Here is a 24,178-nt window from a genome sequence, read left to right as displayed (position 1 = left end):
AGGTAAGGCGGCAGATTTCTTCTCACTGTAGCCAAGCTTGCCCATTTGCTCCTAGCAACTAACAATAATTCATCTGTTTTTATATAAAGCTGAAATATCTACCATGTAAGCTTTTTGAAGAGATCGGGTATTTCTAATGAATATTGCTAATTGCTTGACAAATCATGCCTGAATCAATTGATCTGCATCCTTATCGCGATCGTGCCGCCCTCGATCGGCTCCTATTGCTGATCGCCACCTTCGTCCAGCATCCGGGTATCGGCGATCGCGATCCGCTAGAAACTGACACTACAGTTGAAGCGGCTTTAGAGTTGGTGCAAGCTGCAATGCAAATGATCGCCCAGACCCAGGGCATCCAACTACCTCATTACTCGATTCCAACCCTTCGCAAAGATTTAGTGACCTTACGACGGTATGGCATTCTGAGCCAGAGACGTTATCGATCGGGCTACTACTTGGGAACAGGTGGCTTAACCCAAAGTGAACTGCGTCTTGCCCTCAATGCTTTAGCTTCACTGGCAAAATACCAAGGCGATCCACAAGCTCGTCAGGCGCAAGTGCAGTTAAAGCGTCGTTTGCGAGGATTAGATCTGGAACTCGATGGCAATTTGTTTTACCCAGTGCGAGAGCATCTCAATCGCGCGATCGTGGCAACAGATCCCGATGAAATGATCCGACGAGGCGCAAACCAAGATACCTTATTTCACCAACTGGAGGTTCTAGAACCTGCAATTTGTCAGGGGCAAGCGATCGAACTGGTGCAGTATCTCAATCCCTATGGTCGTCAGGACTACGCTACCCTTCAGATCTACCCCCTCCAACTGATTTATCATGATGTTGCTTGGTATTTGTTGGGCGAGAGATTGGAGGACGGACATCTTGTCATCTATCGCATGAATCGCCTCAAGAATTACTGCAAAATCTTGAGAAGTGAAGGGAGAGGAAGTGATCTCCAACGACAAAGTTTGACCCTCGCCCATCGCCTGCTTAAAAATGGGTGGGGATTATTTTTAGGAAACCCAACAGAGCAGAAAGCTGAGTTAACAGAGCAATTGACATTTGATCTGGTCAAAGTGAGATTTTATCCCCCTGTGAGTCGCTTTATTGTCGAAGGCAACTACCGTCATCCCCATCAAAAGATATTATTGGGTGCGATTAACCCTGAAACGGACGAACCTGAATATGTAGACTACCAGATTAAGCTGCCTAGCCGTTCTCTCCAAGAGTTTGGTTTCTGGCTTTGTCGCTATATGGAACATGTTCAGATTTTGGCACCTGCGAGTTTAGCGCAACAACACTATGCGGCTGCACAAACCCTAGTAAAACGCTACTCTGAGAGAAATAATTGACTAGAGGAGTATTACTATGTTGTACGACAAACGGACGTAGGGGCATCATTAAACTTGCAACTCAAGCGATCGAGATGTAGGACAACTTAGATCTTGCACCTCTCGCAACAACCGCCCAGAACTCAAGTTCCTGGCTCATCGCTCAAACCCATTGAAATGGGTTGAAATTTTGGCTCGGTTCTCTTCAGAGAACTTTGGCGATTAGCCCGAATTTTAACTCAGGGCGGGCGAGCGGGAAGTAGTTGAGACGGGTGCAAGATCCGAGTTAACGATCGAGATGCTAAATTGACGTGAGTTCGACAAACGTGGTTCGCTGCAATTATGAATTCGGGAAACCCCTTAAATCCCCAAAATTTTCGGTTCAAAGTCCCCCAATTTTGGGGGATTTAGGGGGCAGAAGCCATTGAGAACGAAGCGAAAAAACTCGTCGAACTCACGCTAAATTGAAACTAGTCTGCTTTCAACAACCACTTCACCAGCAGGTAAAACGATGGATGCCTACACGCCCGTTAGCTGTGACTTTCACGATGAGCTAGAAGCGATTGCTACGCTACGCCAGACTTGTCGGATAACCTACCGTACTGAGGCAAATGTCACTGATGAGATTGAAGGACGAATTGCCGACGTGTATGCCGCCAATTACGCCGACTACGTGAAACTGGAAGACGGCACCGTGATTCGACTAGATCACATCATTTTGATGAACGACCAACAGGTTTCCTTCTGCACAGATTAGTTGAGTGCCTGTCTGACTCAACTCAAACTGAAGGTCGCGATCGCCACCCTGACAAAGACAGTCTGAGAACAAAAGTCTGGTCAAGACTCAAACAAGCACAGGCAGCGATTCAACTTGCTGCTTTATCCGTCTAGCAGTATGGGTAAGGGTGCGCCTACTTATTTAATTGCCTCTAAACAGTTTTTTGCTTGTTGGGCAACTTGTTCTGTGTCATCGGTTGCTAGAGTTTCTAGCATCGATCGGGCTTCTGGAGTGTTTAATGCGCCCAATGCTTGCACCACTCGATATCGAATCTGCCAATCTGGGTTAGTGGCATAAGGAATGATCAGATCGACTGCGCGAACGTCTCCTAGTTCTCCGAGAGACCCAATTGCTGCCGTTTTCAGTAAGTCGTTATCTGATGCTAAGGCTTCTTCTAATAACTCAAACGCCCGCAGATTGCCCAACTCACCCAGTGTGGCAACAATGCTAAAGCTGACCAACCACTCAGGAGTGCGCCGATAGAGCGCTTCTAGATCGTCAAACGCTTCGGTGAGTTTTAAAGCGCCGATCGAGTCTGCTGCGGCTGCCTGCACGTCGGGTTCGGGGTCAAGCAACCCGGCTCTCAATATCTTTAGTGACGCTTCTAGGTCTTGCCGCCCTAGGGATGAGAGTTGACTCACCGCCGCATAGCGCACCCGCACATTGCTGTCTACCACGGGCGCTTTAATTAACTCAAACGCGATCGCCGGATCAAGTTGACGCAAGTGATTAATTGCCCGCAGTCGCTCACCAAAATCTGCGGATTCAAGAGCAGCTTTAACCGAATCAGGAGTAGTAGTCATCGTTAAATCAAAAATAAGAGTCTTAAGTGCTGGATCTATTGCCCTGCCGCCATCGCCCGCACGATATCGCCACGGGTGAGAATGCCTACCACCTGCCCCGCGCTGTCTAAGACGGGTAAGCGGCGAATGTTGCGATCGTGCATCACTCTAGCGGCATCCGGTAAGGACTTGTCGGCAGTGGTGGAGATCGGATCGCGAGACATGACTTCACCCACGGTTTGCCCCAAGGCTTTGTGCAGATCTTTCTGATAGCGAGTCGGATTTTCGAGATAAATCACACTGTCGAGAATCATGATATAAGCGGGAGGCGTGACTCCGGTTTCTTGCCACATCAGATCGGTTTCAGAAATTACGCCAATTAGTTTACCCGTCTCATCGACTACGGGCAACCCACTGATCTTACGCTCTGCGAGGGCTTGAATTACTTCTGTGATGGAGGTTTCGGGACGCACCGTGATGGGGTCACGTGTCATCACATCCGCAACGGTTTTGAGCATGGGTCACGATCGTTCTAAAGGTCTAAGACCATTATTTAGGAATTCGGGGATCAACTTCGATCGGGTTCATAGGTTGTAATAAAGTGACGGTCAATCCATAACGCCGTAGCCCTCAGCGTCAAGGAATTTCAACCCTAATCAGCCACCTGAAGCGTCAGGGTAAAGCGCTCAATGACTGACCGATCGCCTTCCCAGTCACGCCAATGTTTGAGGCTGAGGGTGGTTTTTCCTAGTTTCTCTGCTTTCAAGGTTAGAAGGCGCTGTCCGCCTGCCCCAGGTGCGTTGCTCTGCGGGCCGACAAACTGCGATCGTTGCAGGCTCACGCTATCGTTCTCTAAGCTCGGCTCAGACCAGCGATAGCCCGTCGTCGGATTTTCGGCTAGTTGGATCGTGATCGTATCGCCTCGCTTCAGGGCGATCGTTTTACCAGAATCGGCAAGGGAGAGTGTATGCTGCGACATGTTACTAAGATGATTGAAAGGACGGGAAAATGACCAAACTGGACGGGACGATCGAGGCAGAAGATATGTCTGTGGTGTCGCTAAATTGAATGCTGAAATCAATAGAACTGGAAACATAAAAAAGCCCTTTATAAATGCTTAAGGTCTAGATAAGCTTAAAGACTAAAATACTGTAGAGATGTTCCAGTCAACATTTCTACAGTATAGGTTTAGTCAAAATCGAAAACGCTACCAGACATAAAGCGTAGAAACCTTGTTGTCTGCTTCTTCATAATATTGAACTGGCTTACCTAACGCTTTTGCATGGGCTGCGATCACGTTGAAGGCTACGATCGCCGAATCAGAATTGTCAGCAAATTTACGCCAGCCAACCTGATCAACATACATATAAGCGTTGCGAGTAGCGCTATTCATCCACAGTCCAACGACTTTCTTATCAGATTGCCAAGCCGTGTTGCCTTGCGCGATCGCCCCTGCAACAGGTGGCTCAAACGTCGGTCGTTCTTCGCGCACTCCAGCTTGTTTCTTAGCTTGAGTAGGCGGTTCTTGAGTCGGGTAGTCTTCCATTTTTGTGACCTCAGCAGTAGGGGGAAAGGGTTGTGCGATCGTTTGGCAAGGCAGGCACACTTGATTGGGCGCACCCAATTGATCAGCAGAATCAGTCATGATCTAATCGTTCCTTAACGTCTAAAAAAAGCGTTGTACGAATTGCGAGTGCAGATGAGACCAATCTCATCCTTCATCTCTTCTCTACCAGGCATAAACTTCTTTAATCACGCCATTCTCTTGGTAGAGACTGACGGCATGATCTGCTGCCTTGGACGCTCCAAGCTGAATCAGCATGTCGAGGTTTGCTTGATCGCTGGCATCGGAGAGTCTTCTCCAGCCGATGCCTTCGCTGACATAGACGTAGGCATTGCGATCGGCGTTGTTCGTCCACAGTCCGAGAATCTTCACGTTTGACAGCCAGCCTGTTTCGACGATGCCATCCACAGCAAACATACTAGAGTCGATGCCACACTGACCGTAAGCGATGCGGAAAAAGCCGCTTTCGCCCCAGTTGGCACTCCAGCTATTTTTGGCGATCCAATAGCCTTCGGTGTCGTTGTAGCCGACGATCGACACACAATGCCCACCGACAACATCACCCGCAACATGCCGATAGATGCCGTTTGCATAGGAATAGAAATCGTTGTAGACCGTGAAGCAAGCTGCCAACGCGCCTCGGTTTGCCAGCCAATCTTTCATGTCGGCGGTCGATTTAATTTCGTGCCAACCGCTGATCTTGACAGCGCTGCTTTGCCAATTGGTAGCAAGATTACTGCAATTTTGATCGCCTGCGGTGTAAGGATAAGACGCTTCGAGTGCTAACCCAGTTTTGGCAGAATCCATCGCTGGGGCAACCCACCAACCGTTGCCACAGTTGCGACTTTGACTGCGAGCATAGCAGTAGAATAGCTGGGCTTCCGACAGGTCGATCGCGAGTGCAGGATTGTTGCGAATGCGGCGCATCGTTGCTTCGATCGTGGCCACCGTCCCAAACGATACACAGGAACCACAGCCCCCTTGATCTTTAACTGGCGTGACAAAGCCGCCTGTCCGCAGATCGAAGCTGGCGGGATAGGCAGTAATTTCGCCTTTGAACCGTGCCGATTTGAAGACTTCTTGATTAATTTTGGCAATCTGTTCTTGTTCTTCAAAGGTCGGTTCATTGGGTCCAGAAACGTAACCGAGGCGCAGTCTTTTTTGGTCATCAGACAACCGCGTCATGCTGGTTTCGCCTGCTTGCCACGAGGCACCAGATAATTCGATCGCAGCTTGTAATTTGATAGAGTCCATTTTAGTTTCCTAAGAGGTAAGCAGTGAACGGGAAAGGAATCCCCCATCAAAGACGGAACATTAGGCTTTTCTCGTCTTGATGCTGCTATCTTAAAAAGCTGACACTCAGGTAGGCAGTACCCAGACGGGTAACTTTTCTGTAAAAAATAATGGAATTAAAAAAGCGATCGCTGCTTCAGGAACGATCGCTTTTTTAATGTGAACCTTGAAGAAACTACAGTTCTTTGTCGGTGACTGCCCCAAAACTACTAGAGGACACTAGCTTGGCATATTTGGCAAGAACGCCTCTCGTGTATCGAGGTGCGGGAGGTTTCCAAGCGGCGCGACGACGGTCTAATTCGTCATCAGAGACATTGAGTTGCAAAAGACGGGCTGGAGCATCGATCGTGATCGAGTCGCCTTCTTGCACTAGCGCGATCGTGCCGCCGACATATGCCTCTGGCGCAACATGACCGACGACCATGCCATAAGTGCCGCCCGAAAAGCGCCCATCGGTGATTAACCCGACTGAATCGCCCAACCCTGCGCCAATGATTGCCGAAGTCGGAGCCAACATTTCTCTCATTCCGGGTCCGCCTTTGGGGCCTTCATAGCGGATCACTAGCACATCGCCAGCGCTAACTTTCTTCGCCAAAATTGCATCTAGACAGGCTTCTTCAGATTCAAAGACTCGTGCAGATCCGGTAATTTGCGCTTTTTTGATGCCCGTAATTTTGGCGACGGCTCCTTCAGTTGCCAGATTGCCCTTAAGAATCGCTAAGTGTCCTTGAGCATACATCGGGTTGTCCCACGGGCGAATCACATCCTGGTCGAGGCGTGGCTGATCGGGAATGTCTTTCAGCAATTCTGCAATGGTCTGTCCGGTGATGGTGAGCGCGTCTTCATGGATCAAACCATGCACTAACAGCATTTTCATCACTTGAGGAATGCCGCCTGCTTTGTGCAAATCGGTTGCCACATAGCGACCAGAAGGTTTGAGATCGCACAGAACCGGGACGCGGGCACGAATCGTTTCAAAGTCATCGATCGTCAACTCAACCCCCGCCGTGTGCGCGATCGCCAAAAAGTGCAGCACCGCGTTAGTCGAACCGCCCACCGCCATGATTACGGCGATCGCGTTCTCGATCGACTTGCGCGTGATGATATGACGCGGCAAAATCTGGTTGCGAATCGCCTCGACCAAGACTGCCGCCGATTTTTCAGCGCTGTCTGCTTTTTCAGCATCTTCAGCCGCCATCGTCGAGGAATACATCAAGCTCATGCCCATCGCCTCGATCGCGGAAGACATCGTATTCGCTGTGTACATCCCCCCACAAGAACCCGCACCCGGACAGGCTTTGCGCTCGACCGCTAATAATTGATCTTCGCTAATTTTTCCGGCGCTATATTCGCCCACCGCCTCAAATGAGCTAATCACGGTGAGATCTTTGCCGTCCAAATGTCCGGGCTTGATCGTGCCACCATAGACAAAAATCGCCGGAATATTGATCCGAGCCATTGCAATCAAGGCTCCGGGCAGATTTTTATCGCAGCCGCCGATCGCGATCACGCCATCCATGCTTTGACCCATGCAAGCAGTCTCGATCGAGTCAGCAATCACCTCGCGCGACACCAGGGAATATTTCATGCCCTCGGTGCCCATCGAAATGCCGTCACTGATCGTAATCGTGCCAAACATTTGCGGCATTGCGCCTGCTGCCCGAATCCCTGCTTCGGCGCGTTTTGCCAGTAGGTCGATGCCCATGTTGCAGGGCGTAATCGTGCTGTATCCGTTAGCGACTCCGACGATCGGTTTGGTGAAGTCACTGTCTCCAAACCCAACGGCGCGAAGCATGGCACGGTTGGGCGATCGCTGCACTCCCTGCGTTACAACTTGGCTTTTAAGATTGTCCGGCATTCTCTGTTCTCACTGACGAATCGGCTAGTTTATTGTTAATCCAGAGTGCTATTTTAGAACGTCACAGAAGGCAACGGAGAAAGTATTTCAGGAATGTCATTCATTGTGGACGATCGCGTTAACCAATTCACAAAATCCCTCTCCTTCTGATGCCGTCGTGACATAAGTGGGTTTGTGTAAAAGCCGATCGGCATAATTCAAGCTATTTGCAACCCCGATCGAGTTTGGAAATAAACGAGCATCAAACAAACTCTCATCATTTGGACTGTCGCCTACCGTGAGAATTTGTTCAGACGAGTAGTGGGGAAAATAATCGGTTAGAACTTTCAACAACCCGGCTGCTTTATTCTGCTGAAGGGGCTTAATGTGACACTGCACCGTGCTGTAGGTGAAACTCCAGCCCCAAGATTGGCAGAGTTGCGCGATCGTGTCTAACGCTTCTAAGCTCAATCCCTCAACATCAAACGTCCAATCGGTCAACCGAAAACGATTATCGCTCGATTCTCGAATTTGAGGAAACTCAGTCTTTAAACGCTCAAACGAGTCGGCTAACTTGTGCCGATGTTGGTTGAGATCAGCGATCGGAGTCAGCAAAATTTCTGATTCACCCAGGTAAAACAAACCGCCATTTTCTGCGATCGCGCCCACCACAGGCAAGTAATGCGCCAAACCATTCACCCAACCTGCTGATCGTCCCGTTATGATCACAATTTGAATGCCGCTTGTGGTCAGAGTTTCAAAGGCTTTTAGGAGATTAGGTGTAAATTTTTCAGCGATCGTCAGCGTCCCGTCCATGTCGGTTGCCACTAATCGGATATCGTGCAAAGTGTCGGCTTGAGCGATCGGTATAAAAGACATGAGTTGGGGTAAAAATGAAAGGATCAACTATCAAAAAGTATGTATGAATAATGCGATATGCAACTTCTCTCAAATGTTTGGGAATGCAACCCTCACCCTAGCCCTCTCCCCAAGGAGAGGGAACCGGAGATCGATTGAGAGGACCTCTCCTGCGGGCTACCGTGTATTCACAAATTGCTTTAAGTTCGGATTGCTGGGGGTTTGCCCCCTAAATCCCCCATTCTGGGGGACTTTGACCCCAGACTTTCAGTTTCAAAGGCCCCCAATTTTGGGAGATTTAGGGGCTGAAGCCGCTCACAACGAAGCGAAATGACTGATGTATACACGGTAGCTCCTGCGGGAGAGGGGTTTGGGGTGAGGGTTCTTAGTTGCACATCGGTATGAATATGAAAATTCGTTCTGCAAATCAATCTGATATTCCTGGCATTCTACGGCGATCGATTCAATTTTGGCGGAACGTGAACGAGTTGAGCCAGAAGCAGAACTGAGTTCAGAAATGGTAGCTCGTCTTCAGGAACAAATTCGTAATCAAGCATGAGTCACAGTTCGGACAACAAAAGCTACCTACTAAGATTTTAGATATTTGATAGGTAGCTTCAGTCGGTTTTTGATTTGAACTTAAACCGTTTCTGCTAGTTGTTTGTTCAGAGTTTCGAGATCAATTTCGTATTGTTGAAATAGTTCGCTCAGAATAGTCTTGTCTATCTCAGCCAGACGAACTAAACCCCACAAAAGATGCTCAGTTCCAATGGACTTCTTACCCTGAAGCCGAACAACTTGCAAGGCAAGCTCGATAACAAACTTACTCTGTGGGCTAAACCTTGAATTCCCACGAGATTCAAAAGAATGTTCATTAGTTTCAATATTCAGTGTCACACCATTGGCTCGAAGTAACCGCGTAGAGGTTGTGGTTGGATCAGCCAACAAGCCAGCAAGTAGATGTTCTGGCTCAACTTGCGATCGGGCTGCCTCATTGTCTGCAAACTTGATCGCATTGATCGCCTTCTCAGTAAACCGCTCAAAACCAAACTCGAAACCAAGGAAGTTTGTGAATCGTTCAACAAGTGTTTGCATAGAATTCTTTGCCTCGTGGGTGAAAACGTCTTCAAGTGCGACATTGAACAGACTGGCAATTTTGAAAGCCATATCCAGGCTGGGATCAAACTTGCCAGATTCAAAGCCATTGACCGCCTGACGGCTGACTCCTAATTCCCTAGCAAGGTCAGATTGTGACCACTGGTGCAATTGTCGAAGTTCTTTCAGTCGGTTTTTCACGGCTTTGTCTGTTCGTCGTCAAGTATTACTTTACATCTTCGCGAAACGAGGTGTCAAGTGATGCTTGACAAAGACTGTTTATGGTAACGTTTGGAGTAGTTGGAAATCCTGCCCCAAATGCGGTATGACTCCTTGCATCGGAAGATTTGTGTATATATGGGTGGTTCGCTGTTGATCGCGAATCAGGTAAAGTTCAAATCATGGATGAAATTTTTGCAATACTCCCAGCCGATTGGTTAGAGTGGGTGATTGTATTTAGCTATTTGTCGTTTATGCTTTTTATCGTATGGCGCGTGTTAAGCAGCAAATGAAACCATTTGTGGCATTAGATTTTGAGACGGCTGATCACGGGCGAGATAGTGCTTGCTCGATCGGGCTAATTCGCGTAGAAAATAATCAAATTGTCAAACGGGTTCATGCGCTGATTCGTCCGCCTCGCCAGGCTTTCAGGTTTACTCACATTCACGGCATTCACTGGCGCGATGTTGCCGAGCAGCCAAACTTTGGCGAGTTGTGGGAGACGCTGAGTGCCTTAATTCAAGGGGTTGACTTTATTGCGGCTCATAATGCTAGCTTCGATCGCGGGGTGCTTTACGCCTGCTGTGATGCCTATGGCATTTCTCACCCGGCTCAACCCTTTGTCTGCACAGTGCAGCTTGCTCGTAAAACCTGGCAGATTTACCCCACTAAACTGCCTGATGTTTGTGATCGGCTGGAGATTGATCTGTTGCACCATCATGCGCTCTCAGATGCAGAAGCTTGTGCGCGAATTGTGATCGCAGCGAATTCAGAATTTAGACTTGCGCCTGCTGATCTTAACGGCGCTAAACACAAACGCAATTCTTGAATCGCCTGTCTGATCTCGATCGAGTCCCAGCATTTTGACCAAACGCCTTCTGCTTGCTGACGTTGCTCCACTCGTTCAAACAGCAATCCAAAAGTTTGTGGCTGAGATAGTTCTTGCATTAACCACTGCGTTGAGACTTTCAAGGCGCCAGCGATTAACTCAACCGACTTCAACGCGGGCTGATAGCCGTTGAGAATCTGTAACCAAAGATTTCGCAACTGTTGACGAGCGCGGAGCCGAGTTACGATCGCCCCTACTGATTCGACCAAAAACGGCTGTTGCCCCATCGTAGTCCATTCACTCAGTTGATTAGCGAGTCCCATTTGAGTACGCCCGGTCTGTCTTGCCGATGTCACCACCCGGACGATCGGGCTATGACGGAACCGAGCATTCACCCGCAGCAGAGCTTGGTAGAGTGCCACATCTTCGGGCGATCGCACGAGTGGCAGCCCTCCCGCTTGAGCATAGATCTCGGCGGTGACTGCTAGACTTGCTCCATAATTTTGATAGTGACGCGGAGACGGATTATGCGGGTCAGGGTCGAGATAGCTTTCTAATTCTGCAATTAGCGATCGGTAGCCCACTTCACGCAGGTGACAGGCTCTCGCATGGGCACTCAGACGGGCAAGACCTGAAGGATCAAGCACAATTCTTCCGCCGACGGCATCGGCACCCTGAGCGATCTCGTGCAAGGTTGCGGCGATCCAAGTGGGGCTAACCTGAGAGTCGCCATCGGTGGAGGCAATCACGCCGCGTTTGTGCCCTAACTCGCTGAGACGGCGATAGGCTTCATTCATCAACATTTGTCGCACTCGACCGATATGCGCCTCGGCGATCGGCAGTGTCTTTTCGACAATGTGCAGATTTAAGTCGGGATGCGCGGCGGCAAACTGATGGGCGATCGTCACAGAACGATCGCTACAGTTATTCGCCAACAGAATGATCTCGTAGCGATCTAGATCTAGACGTTTAGCGTTTAAGTCGATTTGATTCGCTAATGCCGCTAGCGTTGTTTCTAGCGTTGCCGCTTCGTTGCGAACTGGGACAATCACACAAACCTCGCAATCAGCAGCGATCGCAGTCTGAACCAGGGGCTGAGAGAAATCGTCAGATGCCGAAACCGATGGACTAGTGATGTGCAAACGGTTACTTTGCATCACGATCTGTGCTCCATCTCCTAAAAAATGAGTGAGCTATGTTCATTAAAACTTGAGACATTCAAAACTCTTGTTAACAGGACTTACGCATTTGACCAAAACCTCGGAGGTTTAAGCCACTCTGTCGGTCACGATGCTTGATTCTTAGTTAAAACCTCCGAGGTTTGCGTAAGCCTTGTTAAGATAATTGTGCAGAGTTTGCGTTTGATTTAAATCTGTCTTGTGAAAGATAATCAGATTGACGAAGGACTGTTTAGCGATCGAACTCGCTCAAACAAATCAAGCCGATATTGTTCTTCGCGCCGCGCTGCTAAATGTCGAAGATGCGTGGGTGACAATTCAAGAAACGCATCATGCACTTCATCGCCGCTTAACGGATAGTCTTTTGCGTAGAGCGTCCAATGCACCAAAAGCAGATGTCCTCCTGGCTGCAAGCGATCGAGAAGACCCTGCTGCGCCGATCGCAAATCATCCCAACTCCAGTAATAACCGACTTCTGAAACGAGAATTAGGTCAAACGTTCGATCGGGAAACTGCTCAGGTACTCGCATAATTTGAAAGTCAACGTGAGGCAACTGCTGACAGCGCTGAATTGCCTGATTTTGTGCAAGTTGGGATACGTCGATCGACAACAAAGCATCACAGTGAGCGGCTAACAATTGGGTTAAGACTCCGATCGAGCCGCCAATTTCTAAAGCTGACTGATATCGTGGTTGGGGAAGTGCCGCGATCGTAGCCGCATATTTAGCTGCCTCATAGTCGCTGGTTTCAAACTTCCACGGGTCGGGATCAGCCCGATAAAGATCATCAAAATAGCTGGGCGGCAGCGAATTTGGCTGAAGTGGATTCATTTTATCTCCTCAAAATAGACTTCCCAGGGGCGCGTAAAGTTTGCCAACATTTCAGGGGTCAACCGAAAGCCTTCGGGGTCGTCATCAATCAAATCAGTGATCTGCGATCGATAAGCGGCGATCGCGCGTTGCTTGAGCGACACGACTGCTTTGATATCCAGTCGCCAACCTGTGATCTGAGCAGAATTGGGCAAACTGACGCTCTGCTCTGAGTCCCAATCCCAAATTGGATATTCAATTAGGCGAGGGGTAAATCGCAGATAAGTAATTGCGCTGTGAACGAGTTGCCAAGTCGCACGATGGTCTGGGTGCGGATCATGCCGCCAAGGCAGAAAGATCGTTTTGGGCGCGATCGCTTTTAGATAAGCCCCACATTCTGCCTGATGTTGCGCTAGGGTCGCCAAAGTCGAAACTGCACCATCTGGCAACCGCAAAAAAGTGACAGCGGACTGATCGACTCCCAGCGTGGTCAGAGCATCCAGCGTTTCTTGCTGACGCAACTGCTGCAAAACGGGAGCTGGATATTTGCGCGATCGTGGATGAGACTGAGTGCCATCACTGATCACCAGCACCGACACCGGGCAATTGTGTAAACGCAGCAACGCGATCGCGCCGCCACAGCCCAGCGTTTCATCATCGGGGTGAGGCGCGACTACCAAGACTGGCTCTTGCGAAGTCAACGATCGAAACGGCAGTCTCATTGAATTGTTAACCAGGGATGCACCAACCGCTTGTTTAAGCATAAGACCACAAACGTTCAGCAGCAGTCTGTTGAGTCAACACGTAGTGTCCGACGTTTGCAAAAGCGGCATCAAAGGCAGGTTGGCGCAAATATAGCGTTAAATCTCGAATGATCCGCTCGATCGGAGTGGGTGGCAGTAAGCCGCGCGTTCCTACCGATCGCTCACAGGCTTGAATCACCTCCATGCAAATTTGCTCGATCGCTGATCGCACCATATTGGCGTAAGCTACCAGTTGCTCGGCTTGCGGGTGGGGCACGATCGGAGAACCCGCAAAAATAGGCGCGTAGGCAGCGACAAACTCTGCGGCACCCTTGAGCCAGAGATTGCCACTTTCTAGGGCGATCGCGATTTTCCCCAGCCGTTCTGCTTGATACGGGTCTTGAGTGCGCCCCAAACCCTGTAAAAATTTGCGGGTTTCATCAAACAGCGCTTCGGCTCCTCCTAGCTGCACCGCCGCAAAGCGAATTACACCTACTGATAACCAGGGCTGTCGATAATAATCATCGGGCTGACCAATCAAAGCACTCGCCTCTAACTCAACACCGCTAAAATCGACTTTATAACTGGCGGTTGCGCGCATTCCTGACGGTTGCCACCAAGACGGATCGCTGACTGTCACCACTTGATCCATGGGCACGATGCACATTTGCCAGCGACCATCGGGCAACGTGCCGTTGACAAAAGGACGATCGACATAACCCGATCCAGAGGCAAAGGTTTTACAGCCTTCTAGCCGATAGTGCCCAGTTTCAAGCGGAATTATTTTTACGCCATCGTTGGCTTCAGCGTTCCAAACTCCAAAGATTTTGTGACGATCGCGGGCATCGCTGGCATAGGCTTCAACCTGAGCCTGAGTCCCAAAGGTTTGAATCAGTTGTAGGGCGTTGACGTGTCCTTCAAAAATTCGCCCGATGGCTAGATTTCCGTGCCCAAACTGCTTGAGAATTTGCAGTAGTTTGCGGGTCGCACTGGCCTCAATGCCTAAACCGTGTCCACCTAATCGCCGATCGAGCGGTGCTGATAACAAACCTGCTGCGGCAATTTGCTCAAACTCTCGACCCGGAAACGCACCTACTTGATCAATTTTGGCAGCATTTTCGGTTGCATAATCGGCAATTTCAGTCGATCGTATCAAGAGTTCAGAAATGGACAAAGGGTGAGGCTGAGTCTCTAATAAAAGTTGAGCGCTATTAACTACTTTCACTGCCAGTTTGTTTATTTAATTATTATGACGATATTGAAACGAAGTGACAATAAACACCTCTATCTAGAGGTTGAGCATTCTCAACAAGATTGAACACTCCTGATGATGGATGCAACAAACCTGCCGAAAGCTAGAGGATTTTTTTTGTGTCGATCATTAGAGTTATCCCGATTGAGCAAGTCCGACTTGCCTTTCAGGAACGTATTTTTGATAATTTATGACTTTAAGCGCTGCTTCTAATCGACGCAAAGAAATTCTACGAGTGGTTCTCTCAGTTTCAATCATCTTTGTGGGAATCACTCATTTTGTAGTGCCGATTCCGTTTGTTCGCATTGTGCCGCCACAGCTTCCTAATCCACTCGCGCTAGTGTATATTAGCGGCTTCTTTGAGATTCTTGGCGGTATTGGTTTACTCATTCCAGCAGTGAGTGTGGCAGCGGCTTGGGGATTGATCACGCTATTCGTGGCGGTGTTTCCTGCCAACATTAATATGGCGGTTAACCAGATCGCGATCGAGGGCGTTCCTGATCAGCCAATTTTATATTGGGTTAGACTTCCGTTTCAAGCTGTATTGATTGCTTGGGCATGGTGGTATACCAAACATCCAGAGCAACAACCTGGGTTTGAGCGCGTGATGATGTTGACGAAATCGTGGGCAAGTCGCTAATTCTTTTTAGCCTTGGGTTATGAGAGAAAGCAACGAACAAGAAGCCGAAGTTTTACGGAAATTAGCGGTTTGGGCTATAAAAACTTACGAACTTCCGCTTCCTAGAATAAAGAGACTCAGCAACGTGCCGCTATTCCACAGGCTATGCAGCAGCATCGAGGCGAGAAGATTTTGAGTGCGGGTGTAAACAAATCCCAAAACGATGCCCAACGTCATCAGCGGGATGACTTCTGAGAGACTCAGGTGAACTACTGCAAACAGAAAGCTACTCAGTAGAATGGCTTGCCAAGTCGAGCAATAGCGAGTCAGCGAGGGCAGCAAAAATCCTCTAAAAAAGATTTCTTCAAAGAACGGAGCCGCGATCGCCGCCGTGACAAAAAAGATCAAGATCGCGAGGCTGTCTTTGCCTTCAAGAGCGATCGGTAAAATTGGATTGCTGCCCCCACCGCCCTGCCAGATTTGCTGATTGACCAGCGACACCACAATCACGAGCGGAAAGGCCGCTAGATATCCGCCTAAGCCCCACCAAAACCATTTGCCTTTGAGCGTGATGTGAAACCATTTATCAGGCAATGGCAAGAATGATTTGATCGACAGATATAAAACACTCAATCCCCCGGCTGCCAACAATGCATAAGTGACCAGATAGTAAGTGGCTTTTGCCCGTTCGCCCAGGGTCGCGGGATTAACTTTGAGCGTTGCCAACGTCGATTGACTGACGATCGGTAACAAAATCTGTCCCACAAAGAAGAAGCCAACCACTAACACTTGCCAAATGATTTCACCATTCCAGGGCACCGACCACTTAACGCCATTGGTGCCTGATAAGAGAGCGTGTTCACCCTTCACCGCCCATTGCCCCAATAGGAAAATTAGGAGGACTACTCCAGAGAAAACTGCGATCGCTGGAATCGCGTTCGCAGTTGCCCAGCGAATAAATGCCTGCTTTGAGGTTTGCTGTTCTGTAGTTTGAAGCTGATCGAGTGCATCCGATCGCTGCTGCAACTGATAAAGCTGAGTCAACGCCCGATAGCGAAACCACCCGTCTAGATTTTTATTAATCTGCGGCTCTGCATTGGGTAACAGCAGCGGCGGCTGGCTCCACAAACCCGACAAAACCTGTGCAGTGATTGCTGTAGGATTAGAGCGCGCTTTGATCGCAGCCCAGGTTTTGAGCGCTTCAGGCACCTGTCCTTGCTGAGTTTGTAAAAGTCCAACTCGCAGTTCTAATTCTTTTAGCAGCGACTTCTGCTTGAGCAGTTGATTGGTAGCCATGACAGAATCGCCCACGACAGGCGTTTTCAACTGAAATTTCTCTAACTTCCCTTCGGCACTAGCAATATCTTTTTGCGCCGTTTTTTGCGCCTTTTGATAGCTTTCTAGCGCTGACTTGACCGGGTTATCAACCGGGAGAGGCTTACGGGCATCGGGCGAATCGCCCTTCCACTCAGAGGCTTGCAGCAGCAAATCGGTCTCATAGAGTTCTAAGCGGCTACTAAACTGGGGCTGACTCCAGCTATTGACCAAATCTCCGATCACGAAGACGATCGCCAAAATCGTCAGTGCGCCCAAAACCAACCGCTTCAACGTCATCATTTCCCCCAGTCTATTTGCATCGGTGCTTTCATGGTCAAACTTAGCAGAATTGGTGATGAGAACGCTGGACAGGGTAAAATCTTCCTGACTCAATTTACTGGATGGAGGATTCCCTTTGACTACTCGCGTTATCATCGTGCGTCACGGCGAGAGCAGCTACAACGTTGAGCAGAAAGTGCAAGGACACTGTGATCTGTCGCGGCTAACTGCCAAAGGAGAATCGATGGCGGTGCAGGTCGCCACTGCTCTAAAAGGAATTTCTCTTGATGCGGTTTATAGCAGTCCGTTAAGTCGGGCAAAGCGCACCGCAGATCTAATTCTGGCTAATTCTGATCACGCTCCTCAACTGCAAACCAGCGAAGACTTGAGAGAAATTAATCTGCCGCTCTGGGAAGGGTTGCTGTTTAACGAAGTCGAGGAGAAGTATCCCGATGAGTATCGCGATTGGAGAACGCAGCCTCATTTGCTGACGATGAGCCTCTCAGATGAAAACGGCGCTGTGGATTTTCTGCCCGTTCCGGCGATCTATGAGCAAGCTCGTCAATTTTGGCAAACCACGCTGCCCAACCATGCAGGACAGACGATTTTAATCGTGGCTCACAGTGGCATTAATCGGGCGTTGATTAACACTGCGATCGGACTTCAGCCCGAAGATTATCAGCGCTTTCACATCTCAAACTGCGGCATCAGCATTCTCAATTTCTCCGGTGAGTTTGGGCAACCCGTGCAGATCGAGTCGTTGAATATCACGTCTCATTTGGGCGAAACGTTGCCCCGCCGCAAGTCAAAAAGTCAGGGACTCCGGCTATTGTTGGTGCGGCATGGTGAAACCGAGTGGAATCGGCAAGGACGCTTTCAGGGACAGATTGACGTGCCTTTAAATGAGAATGGACGATCGCAAGCTGCTCAAGCGGGTGAATTCCTCAAATCGGTGCAGATTGATCAGGCAATCAGTAGCTCAATGCTGCGTCCCAAAGAAACCGCAGAAGTTATTCTTCAGCATCATCCTGACCTTGAGCTAAACCTGCGAGACGACCTGAGAGAAATTAGTCACGGCTTATGGGAAGGCAAGTTTGAAGCCGAAATCGAGCAATCGTATCCAGGATTATTGCACCAGTGGCAGCAGCACCCCGAAACCGTGCAGATGCCCGAAGGCGAAAATTTGCAAGACGTGTGGAATCGGGCGATCGCAGGTTGGCAAGCCATCATCAACGCGGCGGCAACTCGCCCAGCTAACGAACCCTACACGATTTTGGTCGTTGCCCACGATGCCGTTAACAAAGCGATTCTCTGTCACGTCGCTGGCTTGGGTGCCGAGTCTTTCTGGAACTTTAAGCAAGGCAACGGAGCCGTCAGCGTGATTGATTACCCGCAAGGAGTCGAGGCGGCTCCTTTAATGCAAGCGATGAACATCACGACGCACTTGGGAGGCGTTTTAGACAAAACCGCAGCCGGGGCACTTTAACGGATGCTGTTATGACGATCGAACTGCTCCAACAAGTCCGTCTCCTAGATGCTGTCGAAACCGTCGATCGGGTCGTTGATGTCCTAATCGAAGATGGCTTGATTCAGGCGATCGAGCCTCAAATCGATGAGGTTCCACCCGATGCCCAGATTTACACGTCTCAAGGCTTAGTCTTGGGATCAGGACTGGTTGACCTCTACAGCCATTCTGGAGAACCTGGATTTGAAGAACGGGAAACTTTAGAATCGCTTGGTCAAGCGGCGATCGCGGGTGGTTTCACACGGTTGAATATTCTCCCCGATACGGAGCCTACGATCGACAATCCTGCCACCGTCAACTGGTTTAAAACTCAAAACTCAAAACTCTCGTGTTGGGGTGCTTTAACGCTCGGTGTGAAAGGTCAACAAATGACCGAATTGTCAGAATTGGCAGAGTCAGGAGTCGTAGGCTTTGCCGATGGACAGCCGATCGCCAATCTCGCTCTAATGAGGCGATTATTAGAATATCTTCAGCCATTGCAAAAACCTGTAGCGCTGTGGGCATGTGACCGATCGCTCGTCGGCAATGGTGTGGTCAGAGAGGGCGTTGAGTCTATCCGGTTTGGCTTACCTGGCAATCCGGCAATGTCAGAAACGACTGCACTATCGGCTCTCTTGGAATGTGTGGAAGAAATCGGGACACCCGTTCACCTGATGCGAATCTCGACAGCGCGGAGTGTGGAATTGGTTCGAGCCGCGAAAGCACGAGGTTTACCGATTACTGCCAGCGTGACGTGGATGCACCTTTTATTAAGCACAAAATCGATCGAGCATTATGATCCCAATCTGCGACTAGAACCCCCTTTAGGCAATCAAGTCGATCAAGTAGCGCTGAGAAAAGCCGTTAAGGAAGGGGTAATTGACGCGATCGCCATCGATCACACGCCCTACACCTACGAAGAAAAAACTCTTGCCTTCTCAGAAGCCCCACCCGGCGCGATCGGGCTAGAACTCGCACTACCCTTGCTGTGGCAAACTCTGGTAGACACGCAACAGTGGTCAGCGTTGGAGCTATGGCGCAGTCTTAGCACCCGTCCTGCTGCGTGTTTGGGGCAAAAGATGGAGGCGATCGTCCCCGGTCAACCTGCCGAACTGACGTTATTCGATCCGCAGTTGTCGTGGAGTGTAAACGGTCAGAGTTTAAAGTCTCGATCGCGCAACACCCCTTGGCTGGGCAAGCCATTAGTCGGGCGAGTCATTCGCACTTGGTGCCCTTAGAAAAAGGTCAGACAATAAGCTGAAGCCTACTTTTTGTCGTAACTCGGTTCTGGGGTAATTTCTCCAACCCGATTGGGAGGCCAAAACCGCACAATGGCACGGCCAATAATCTTCTCGCGAGGCACAAAGCCCCAATAGTGGCTGTCATAGCTGTTGTTGCGGTTGTCACCCAAGACCAGATAAGAGCCAGGGGGAACGGTCTGCGGGCCCCATTGATATTGAGGATCTTCTTCGATGTAATTTTCTCTCAACGCCTGATCGTTGACATAAACGCGCCCACCTTTGACCTCTACTTTATCGCCCGGTAGCCCAATCACTCGCTTGATAAACGCATCGTGAAAGTTTTGCTTCTCTAAAGTGCTGGTCGGCGAAAAGACGACAATATCGCCCCGTTGAGGCGTATTAAACCGATAGCTCAGTTTGTCTACGATTAAGCGATCGTTGATTTGCAGCGTCGGCAGCATTGAGCCAGACGGGATGTAGCGGGCTTCTGCCACAAATTGACGAATGCCGATGGCTAAAATTGCACTGAGTCCAATAGTTTTGAGTCCCTCAAACCAGGGGTTCTCATCCTTTTGCTGGGGTTTGTTATTGGGTGCCGGGTTCTCTGCGCGATTCATAAGGGTTTTAAGTGCAAAGTCAAAACAGGGGCTAGATAAGGCAACAGGTGCCCATCTAGTCTATTCATTGACATTCCCACCTTTCAAGAGAGTGGGATTCTTGGATCTGCGAAAGACTGTAAAATTCACTATCCTTGCGGCAATCCTTAAACCTTTCGACCGTGCGATAGCACCAATTGACGGGTCTAACTTAGTGAATCCCAGAGAGTCTATCTCCCCAAGCGTAGTTTGATGTTTGGGCGTGCCCCGCCCTACATTTTCGGTCTAAATTTATCGGTTCTCTGGTGCTGGGATGTTATTTTTTAATCCCTGGCTGTTTTAAGAGGTTTCGCCGCTCTTTGCCCAATTCTTTACGCCTGAAAGTGTGTCTTAACCGTTTCACGATGGCGAGGGAGTTTAACCTTGGCGACTACATACTAGCATTCACTTTAAGACTCTGTGACTTGACCCAGCTAGAAAGCTCTGACTGATGACAGACTTCTAATTGTGACCTATGCGTTACATTACGTTATATAAGTTCACAGTAGAAAGACGTTTAGCTATGATTCCTGACTTAATGGAGGAAACCCGCAACTATTGGCATCAGTTAGATGAGCTAGAAGCGGCTTATCAACGAGGTGAGGTCTCGATCGCTGAGGTCAACGCCAGAGTTAAAGAATTGATGACGGATCTGGGTCGATCGCGGCGTGAGTCTCTGACCTATTTCTGGAGCGGAATTTGTCGCCTGTGGAATGATCAGCGAGACGCGATCGTCGGCGTTGCTGGGTTGGGCGTTTTAACTTATGGTTGGCTCCTTGTTCGCTGATCGTTTTTTGATGGGTAGGTGGTTGTTGGGCACGATCGGGCGGTGGTGAGAGGGCACGGCAATGCCATGCCCCTACGGGATTTTGTGGATCTGCTGCGTCAATTAAATTGGTATTATCGCACCGCCGCAGGCATTCCTAAAATGTCTTCAATGCGAGGCATTTCTTCAAGTGGAATCACCCGACCCTCATCTCCAAATCCCGCAATCTGGTCAAAGTTGAGATAGCGGTACAGATTGTCTGCAAATGGGTTGATCTTGTTCGCCATCATCTCCAGATATTCTGGCACCGTGGGAATGCGACCCAACAACGCACACGCTGCCGCCAATTCTGCCGAGCCTAGATAGACTTGAGCGCCTTTGCCCATGCGGTTGTTGAAGTTGCGAGTCGAGGTCGAAAACACGGTGGTGTTATCCCCGACTCGCGCTTGATTGCCCATGCAGAGCGAACATCCTGGCATTTCGGTGCGGGCACCTGATGCGCCAAAGATGCCGTAAATGCCTTCTTCTTTGAGTTGATGCTCGTCCATGCGAGTCGGCGGACAAATCCACAATCGACTGGTCACGGGAGGAACGCCTTCTAGAACTTTAGCGGCGGCGCGATAATGACCGATGTTAGTCATGCACGAGCCGATGAAGATTTCGTCGATGCGATCGCCCGCTACTTCTGACAGCAATTTGATGTTGTCGGGGTCGTTGGGAGCCGCTACGATCGGTTCTTTAATCTGATTCAGATCAATCTCGATAATCTCAGTATATTCAGCATCGACATCGGCTTCGAGCAGAATCGGATTTGCCAGCCATTGCTCCATTTTGGCGACACGACGCATGATCGTTCGGGCATCTTCATAGCCGCGTGCCACCATGTTGGTGAGCAGCGCAATGTTTGATCTCAAATACTCAGAAACCGTTTCAGGGCTGAGTTTGATCGTGCATCCCGCGCAAGACCGTTCGGCAGACGCATCGGTTAGCTCAAAAGCTTGCTCAACTTTGAGATCAGGCAGCCCTTCGATCTCTAAAATACGTCCCGCAAAGATATTTTGTTTGTTTTCTTTGCTGACGGTCAACAGCCCTTTTTGAATCGCCACATAAGGGATGGCATTCACCAAATCTCGCAGCGTGATTCCGGGCTGCATTTCGCCTTTAAAGCGGACGAGAACGGATTCTGGCATATCGAGCGGCATGACTCCGATCGCGGCCGCAAATGCCACCAATCCCGATCCCGCCGGAAAGGAAATCCCCAAAGGAAAGCGAGTATGAGAATCGCCCCCTGTGCCAACAGTGTCAGGCATCAACATCCGGTTCAGCCAAGAGTGAATGATGCCATCACCCGGACGCAAGGCAACGCCACCCCGCGACGAGATAAAGTCGGGCAAGTCATGGTGGGTTTTGATGTCAACAGGTTTGGGATAGGCGGCAGTGTGGCAAAAACTCTGCATCACTAAATCAGCACTGAAGCCCAGACAGGCAAGCTCTTTGAGTTCGTCGCGGGTCATCGGCCCGGTCGTGTCTTGTGATCCCACCGTGGTCATCGCAGGCTCGCACGACATTCCAGGACGCACACCCGGTAGACCGCAGGCTTTGCCGACCATCTTTTGCGCCAGCGTAAACCCTTTGCCAGTATCGACGGGCAGAGTAGAACGAATAAACAGATCACTGGGTTCAAGCCCCATTGCCGCGCGGGTTTTGTCGGTTAGACTCCGCCCAATGATTAGAGGAATGCGTCCTCCAGCCCGAACTTCGTCAGTGATCACTTCTGGCTGTAAGCTAAACGTCGCGATAACTTCTCCTGATTCATTCGTCACTTCACCTTTAAAGGGGTGAATCGTGATCACCATGCCCGTCTCCATTTGGGACACGTCGCACTGAATCGGGAGCGCACCAGAATCTTCGGCGGTGTTGAAAAAGATTGGCGCGATCGAACTTCCTAAAACATAGCCGCCCGTTCGTTTATTAGGCACAAAAGGAATGTCTTGCCCAATGTGCCAAAGCACCGAGTTAATCGCAGATTTGCGAGACGATCCTGTGCCGACCACATCGCCTACATAAGCGACGGGATAGCCTTTTTGCTTAATCTCCGCCAGGGTTTGCAAGCTACCCGGCATCCGCGATTCCAACATTGCCAGGGCGTGGAGTGGAATATCAGGGCGAGTCGTGGCGTGAGTTGCGGGAGACAGATCATCGGTGTTGGTTTCTCCGGGCACTTTGAAGACCACGACTGTGATCTGATCTGCCAACGGAGGACGATCGGTAAACCATTTCGCCTCAGCCCAAGCATTTATCACTTGTTTGGCGTTGTCATTCGTGTCTGCCAAGACTTGTACATCGTGAAAGGCATCAAAAATCAGCAGCGTTTTACTGAGGGCGGCGATCGCTTCGACGGCTAATTCTGCATCATCGGATTGCAGCAACTCGATCAGCGAGTGGACGTTATAGCCGCCCATCATCGTGCCGAGCAGCGTCACTGCATACTTTGGCGATATTAAGGGACTCGTGATCTCTTTTTTAGCGATCGCGGTCAAAAAACCCGCTTTGACATAAGCCGCTTGATCAACGCCGGGGGGAACGCGATCGCGCAGCAGTTCCAGTAAGGTGTCTTCTTCACCTGCGGGGGGAGTTTTGAGCAACTCACACAGTTCAGAGGTTTGTTGAGCACTGAGCGGCAGTGGAGGAATGCCCAAAGAGGCACGTTCGGCAGCGTGTTGGCGGTAGGATTCAAGCATGGTTTGATTATCTCTTACGATCGGCATTCAACGATTTTGCGGGGTTAGTAGCCCAGTTTCAACCTTTAGAGAAATTCTGTCAGGTTTGCGCTCTTATTTCAGTATGGAAAATTTCTTTACGGGTTGGGGTTGAGGCGCGATCGGACAAGTCGTCATTGCAATTTCAGGTGCCTGCTCATTGCACCGCACCCTCAAAATCAGCTCACCTCAGCGCGATCGCCTGCTCTAATACTCTGCGATCGACTGAACAAATTTCTATTAGCGTTAACAAACGGGTCAGGGCTGGTAGGGCATCTAGCAGCACGTTAGTATCAAATAAAACTCGCATTACAGATATTTTTGCGTCAACCGATCGTCTAGCATGACTTTCACTTCCTCATCTGTGGGTGTTGGCGCATCCGTTTTTGCAATGCCGATTAAACTTGCGGCTAAACCCTTGGGCTTAACTGTTAACTCGATCACCACCTCAAAACACTCATCAACTTCGTCAATTTGGGGCATGGAATTCGCA

The 24,178-nt window shown here is 49.7% G+C and carries 24 protein-coding genes; 7 read left to right on the top strand and 17 right to left on the bottom strand.

Features of this window, described 5'->3' with window-relative positions; translation table 11 throughout:
- The first annotated feature begins 164 nt into the window (after positions 1–164).
- Both C7B65_RS05140 and C7B65_RS05135 read left to right on the top strand, forming a co-directional pair.
- Positions 165–1,349: a helix-turn-helix transcriptional regulator gene (locus C7B65_RS05140; RefSeq protein ID WP_073069963.1), complete on the top strand. Its 1,185-nt coding sequence runs from the start codon at positions 165–167 to the stop codon at positions 1,347–1,349.
- A gap of 490 nt (positions 1,350–1,839) precedes the next feature.
- A complete protein-coding gene (locus tag C7B65_RS05135) occupies positions 1,840–2,085 on the top strand; it encodes a hypothetical protein (RefSeq protein ID WP_073069962.1) in 246 nt (81 codons plus the stop codon).
- A 158-nt stretch (positions 2,086–2,243) separates the two neighbouring features.
- Here C7B65_RS05135 and nblB read toward each other — a convergent pair whose 3' ends face one another.
- The 8 genes from nblB to C7B65_RS05090 all read right to left on the bottom strand — a co-directional run bounded on the left by nblB (position 2,244) and on the right by C7B65_RS05090 (position 9,736).
- A complete protein-coding gene (gene nblB / locus C7B65_RS05130) occupies positions 2,244–2,909 on the bottom strand; it encodes a phycobilisome degradation protein NblB (RefSeq protein WP_073069961.1) in 666 nt (221 codons plus the stop codon).
- A gap of 35 nt (positions 2,910–2,944) precedes the next feature.
- Positions 2,945–3,406, bottom strand: coding sequence for a CBS domain-containing protein (locus C7B65_RS05125; protein ID WP_073069960.1), 462 nt, complete (start codon positions 3,404–3,406; stop codon positions 2,945–2,947).
- Positions 3,407–3,540: 134 nt separating this feature from the next.
- Positions 3,541–3,867, bottom strand: coding sequence for a protease inhibitor I42 family protein (locus C7B65_RS05120; RefSeq protein WP_073069959.1), 327 nt, complete (start codon positions 3,865–3,867; stop codon positions 3,541–3,543).
- A gap of 228 nt (positions 3,868–4,095) precedes the next feature.
- Entirely contained in the window at positions 4,096–4,533 is a 438-nt protein-coding gene (locus C7B65_RS05115) for a hypothetical protein (protein WP_073069958.1), read from the bottom strand.
- An 84-nt stretch (positions 4,534–4,617) separates the two neighbouring features.
- Complete coding sequence (locus C7B65_RS05110) at positions 4,618–5,706, bottom strand: C1 family peptidase (protein WP_073069957.1); 1,089 nt, start codon at positions 5,704–5,706, stop codon at positions 4,618–4,620.
- Between the two features lie 214 nt (positions 5,707–5,920).
- Complete coding sequence (gene ilvD, locus C7B65_RS05105; protein ID WP_073069956.1) at positions 5,921–7,603, bottom strand: dihydroxy-acid dehydratase; 1,683 nt, start codon at positions 7,601–7,603, stop codon at positions 5,921–5,923.
- Between the two features lie 96 nt (positions 7,604–7,699).
- A complete protein-coding gene (locus tag C7B65_RS05100) occupies positions 7,700–8,461 on the bottom strand; it encodes an HAD-IIB family hydrolase (protein WP_073069955.1) in 762 nt (253 codons plus the stop codon).
- 618 nt (positions 8,462–9,079) lie between these two features.
- Positions 9,080–9,736 carry a helix-turn-helix transcriptional regulator gene (locus tag C7B65_RS05090; RefSeq protein ID WP_073069953.1) on the bottom strand — a complete coding sequence of 219 codons (657 nt, stop codon included), beginning with the start codon at positions 9,734–9,736 and terminating at the stop codon, positions 9,080–9,082.
- A gap of 286 nt (positions 9,737–10,022) precedes the next feature.
- On the opposite strand from C7B65_RS05090, the gene C7B65_RS05085 reads away from it, so the two are divergent.
- Positions 10,023–10,583, top strand: a complete 561-nt coding sequence (locus tag C7B65_RS05085; protein ID WP_223257298.1) for a 3'-5' exonuclease — start codon at positions 10,023–10,025, stop codon at positions 10,581–10,583.
- Here C7B65_RS05085 and C7B65_RS05080 read toward each other — a convergent pair.
- The 4 genes from C7B65_RS05080 to C7B65_RS05065 form a co-directional block, all read right to left on the bottom strand.
- Complete coding sequence (locus C7B65_RS05080) at positions 10,472–11,740, bottom strand: glycosyltransferase family 2 protein (protein WP_073069951.1); 1,269 nt, start codon at positions 11,738–11,740, stop codon at positions 10,472–10,474. The two genes, C7B65_RS05085 and C7B65_RS05080, sit on opposite strands and share 112 nt — an antisense overlap.
- A 233-nt stretch (positions 11,741–11,973) precedes the next feature.
- A complete protein-coding gene (locus tag C7B65_RS05075; protein ID WP_073069950.1) occupies positions 11,974–12,591 on the bottom strand; it encodes a class I SAM-dependent DNA methyltransferase in 618 nt (205 codons plus the stop codon).
- Positions 12,588–13,292, bottom strand: a complete 705-nt coding sequence (locus tag C7B65_RS05070; protein ID WP_223257297.1) for a PIG-L deacetylase family protein — start codon at positions 13,290–13,292, stop codon at positions 12,588–12,590. Before C7B65_RS05070 ends, C7B65_RS05075 begins: the two co-directional genes overlap by 4 nt.
- A 34-nt stretch (positions 13,293–13,326) precedes the next feature.
- Positions 13,327–14,538, bottom strand: coding sequence for an acyl-CoA dehydrogenase family protein (locus C7B65_RS05065; RefSeq protein ID WP_073069948.1), 1,212 nt, complete (start codon positions 14,536–14,538; stop codon positions 13,327–13,329).
- A 217-nt stretch (positions 14,539–14,755) separates the two neighbouring features.
- Here C7B65_RS05065 and C7B65_RS05060 point away from each other — a divergent pair, with 217 nt between their 5' ends.
- On the top strand, positions 14,756–15,205 hold the full coding sequence (locus tag C7B65_RS05060) for a DoxX family protein (RefSeq protein WP_073069947.1): 450 nt from the start codon (positions 14,756–14,758) through the stop codon (positions 15,203–15,205).
- Between the two features lie 84 nt (positions 15,206–15,289).
- Here the strand turns inward: C7B65_RS05060 and C7B65_RS05055 are convergent, their stop codons facing one another.
- Positions 15,290–16,936 carry a CPBP family intramembrane glutamic endopeptidase gene (locus C7B65_RS05055; protein ID WP_244913166.1) on the bottom strand — a complete coding sequence of 549 codons (1,647 nt, stop codon included), beginning with the start codon at positions 16,934–16,936 and terminating at the stop codon, positions 15,290–15,292.
- Between C7B65_RS05055 and C7B65_RS05050 the strand changes: the two genes are divergently transcribed.
- Positions 16,917–18,266, top strand: coding sequence for a histidine phosphatase family protein (locus C7B65_RS05050; protein ID WP_073069946.1), 1,350 nt, complete (start codon positions 16,917–16,919; stop codon positions 18,264–18,266). The two genes, C7B65_RS05055 and C7B65_RS05050, sit on opposite strands and share 20 nt — an antisense overlap.
- Positions 18,267–18,277: 11 nt before the next feature.
- Entirely contained in the window at positions 18,278–19,522 is a 1,245-nt protein-coding gene (locus C7B65_RS05045) for a dihydroorotase (RefSeq protein ID WP_073069945.1), read from the top strand.
- A 26-nt stretch (positions 19,523–19,548) separates the two neighbouring features.
- Here C7B65_RS05045 and lepB read toward each other — a convergent pair whose 3' ends face one another.
- Positions 19,549–20,142: a signal peptidase I gene (lepB, locus tag C7B65_RS05040; RefSeq protein WP_073069944.1), complete on the bottom strand. Its 594-nt coding sequence runs from the start codon at positions 20,140–20,142 to the stop codon at positions 19,549–19,551.
- A gap of 493 nt (positions 20,143–20,635) precedes the next feature.
- Here lepB and C7B65_RS05035 point away from each other — a divergent pair, with 493 nt between their 5' ends.
- On the top strand, positions 20,636–20,947 hold the full coding sequence (locus tag C7B65_RS05035) for a hypothetical protein (RefSeq protein ID WP_244913165.1): 312 nt from the start codon (positions 20,636–20,638) through the stop codon (positions 20,945–20,947).
- Positions 20,948–21,060: 113 nt separating this feature from the next.
- Here C7B65_RS05035 and acnB read toward each other — a convergent pair whose 3' ends face one another.
- The 3 genes from acnB to C7B65_RS27650 all read right to left on the bottom strand — a co-directional run bounded on the left by acnB (position 21,061) and on the right by C7B65_RS27650 (position 24,168).
- Positions 21,061–23,667: a bifunctional aconitate hydratase 2/2-methylisocitrate dehydratase gene (gene acnB / locus C7B65_RS05030; RefSeq protein ID WP_073069988.1), complete on the bottom strand. Its 2,607-nt coding sequence runs from the start codon at positions 23,665–23,667 to the stop codon at positions 21,061–21,063.
- A gap of 202 nt (positions 23,668–23,869) precedes the next feature.
- Positions 23,870–23,995 (bottom strand): hypothetical protein, encoded by a 126-nt coding sequence (locus C7B65_RS29185; protein ID WP_262983522.1) that lies wholly within the window; start codon positions 23,993–23,995, stop codon positions 23,870–23,872.
- On the bottom strand, positions 23,995–24,168 hold the full coding sequence (locus tag C7B65_RS27650; protein ID WP_181314336.1) for a hypothetical protein: 174 nt from the start codon (positions 24,166–24,168) through the stop codon (positions 23,995–23,997). The genes C7B65_RS29185 and C7B65_RS27650 overlap by 1 nt, the downstream gene beginning before the upstream one ends.
- Positions 24,169–24,178 lie beyond the last annotated feature (10 nt).

The organism is Phormidesmis priestleyi ULC007, from assembly GCF_003003695.1.
Taxonomy (GTDB): Bacteria; Cyanobacteriota; Cyanobacteriia; order Leptolyngbyales; family Leptolyngbyaceae; genus Phormidesmis_A; species Phormidesmis_A priestleyi_A.
The sequence above is the reverse complement of the archived record's forward strand: the minus strand, read 5'-3'. Positions and strand labels throughout refer to the sequence as shown.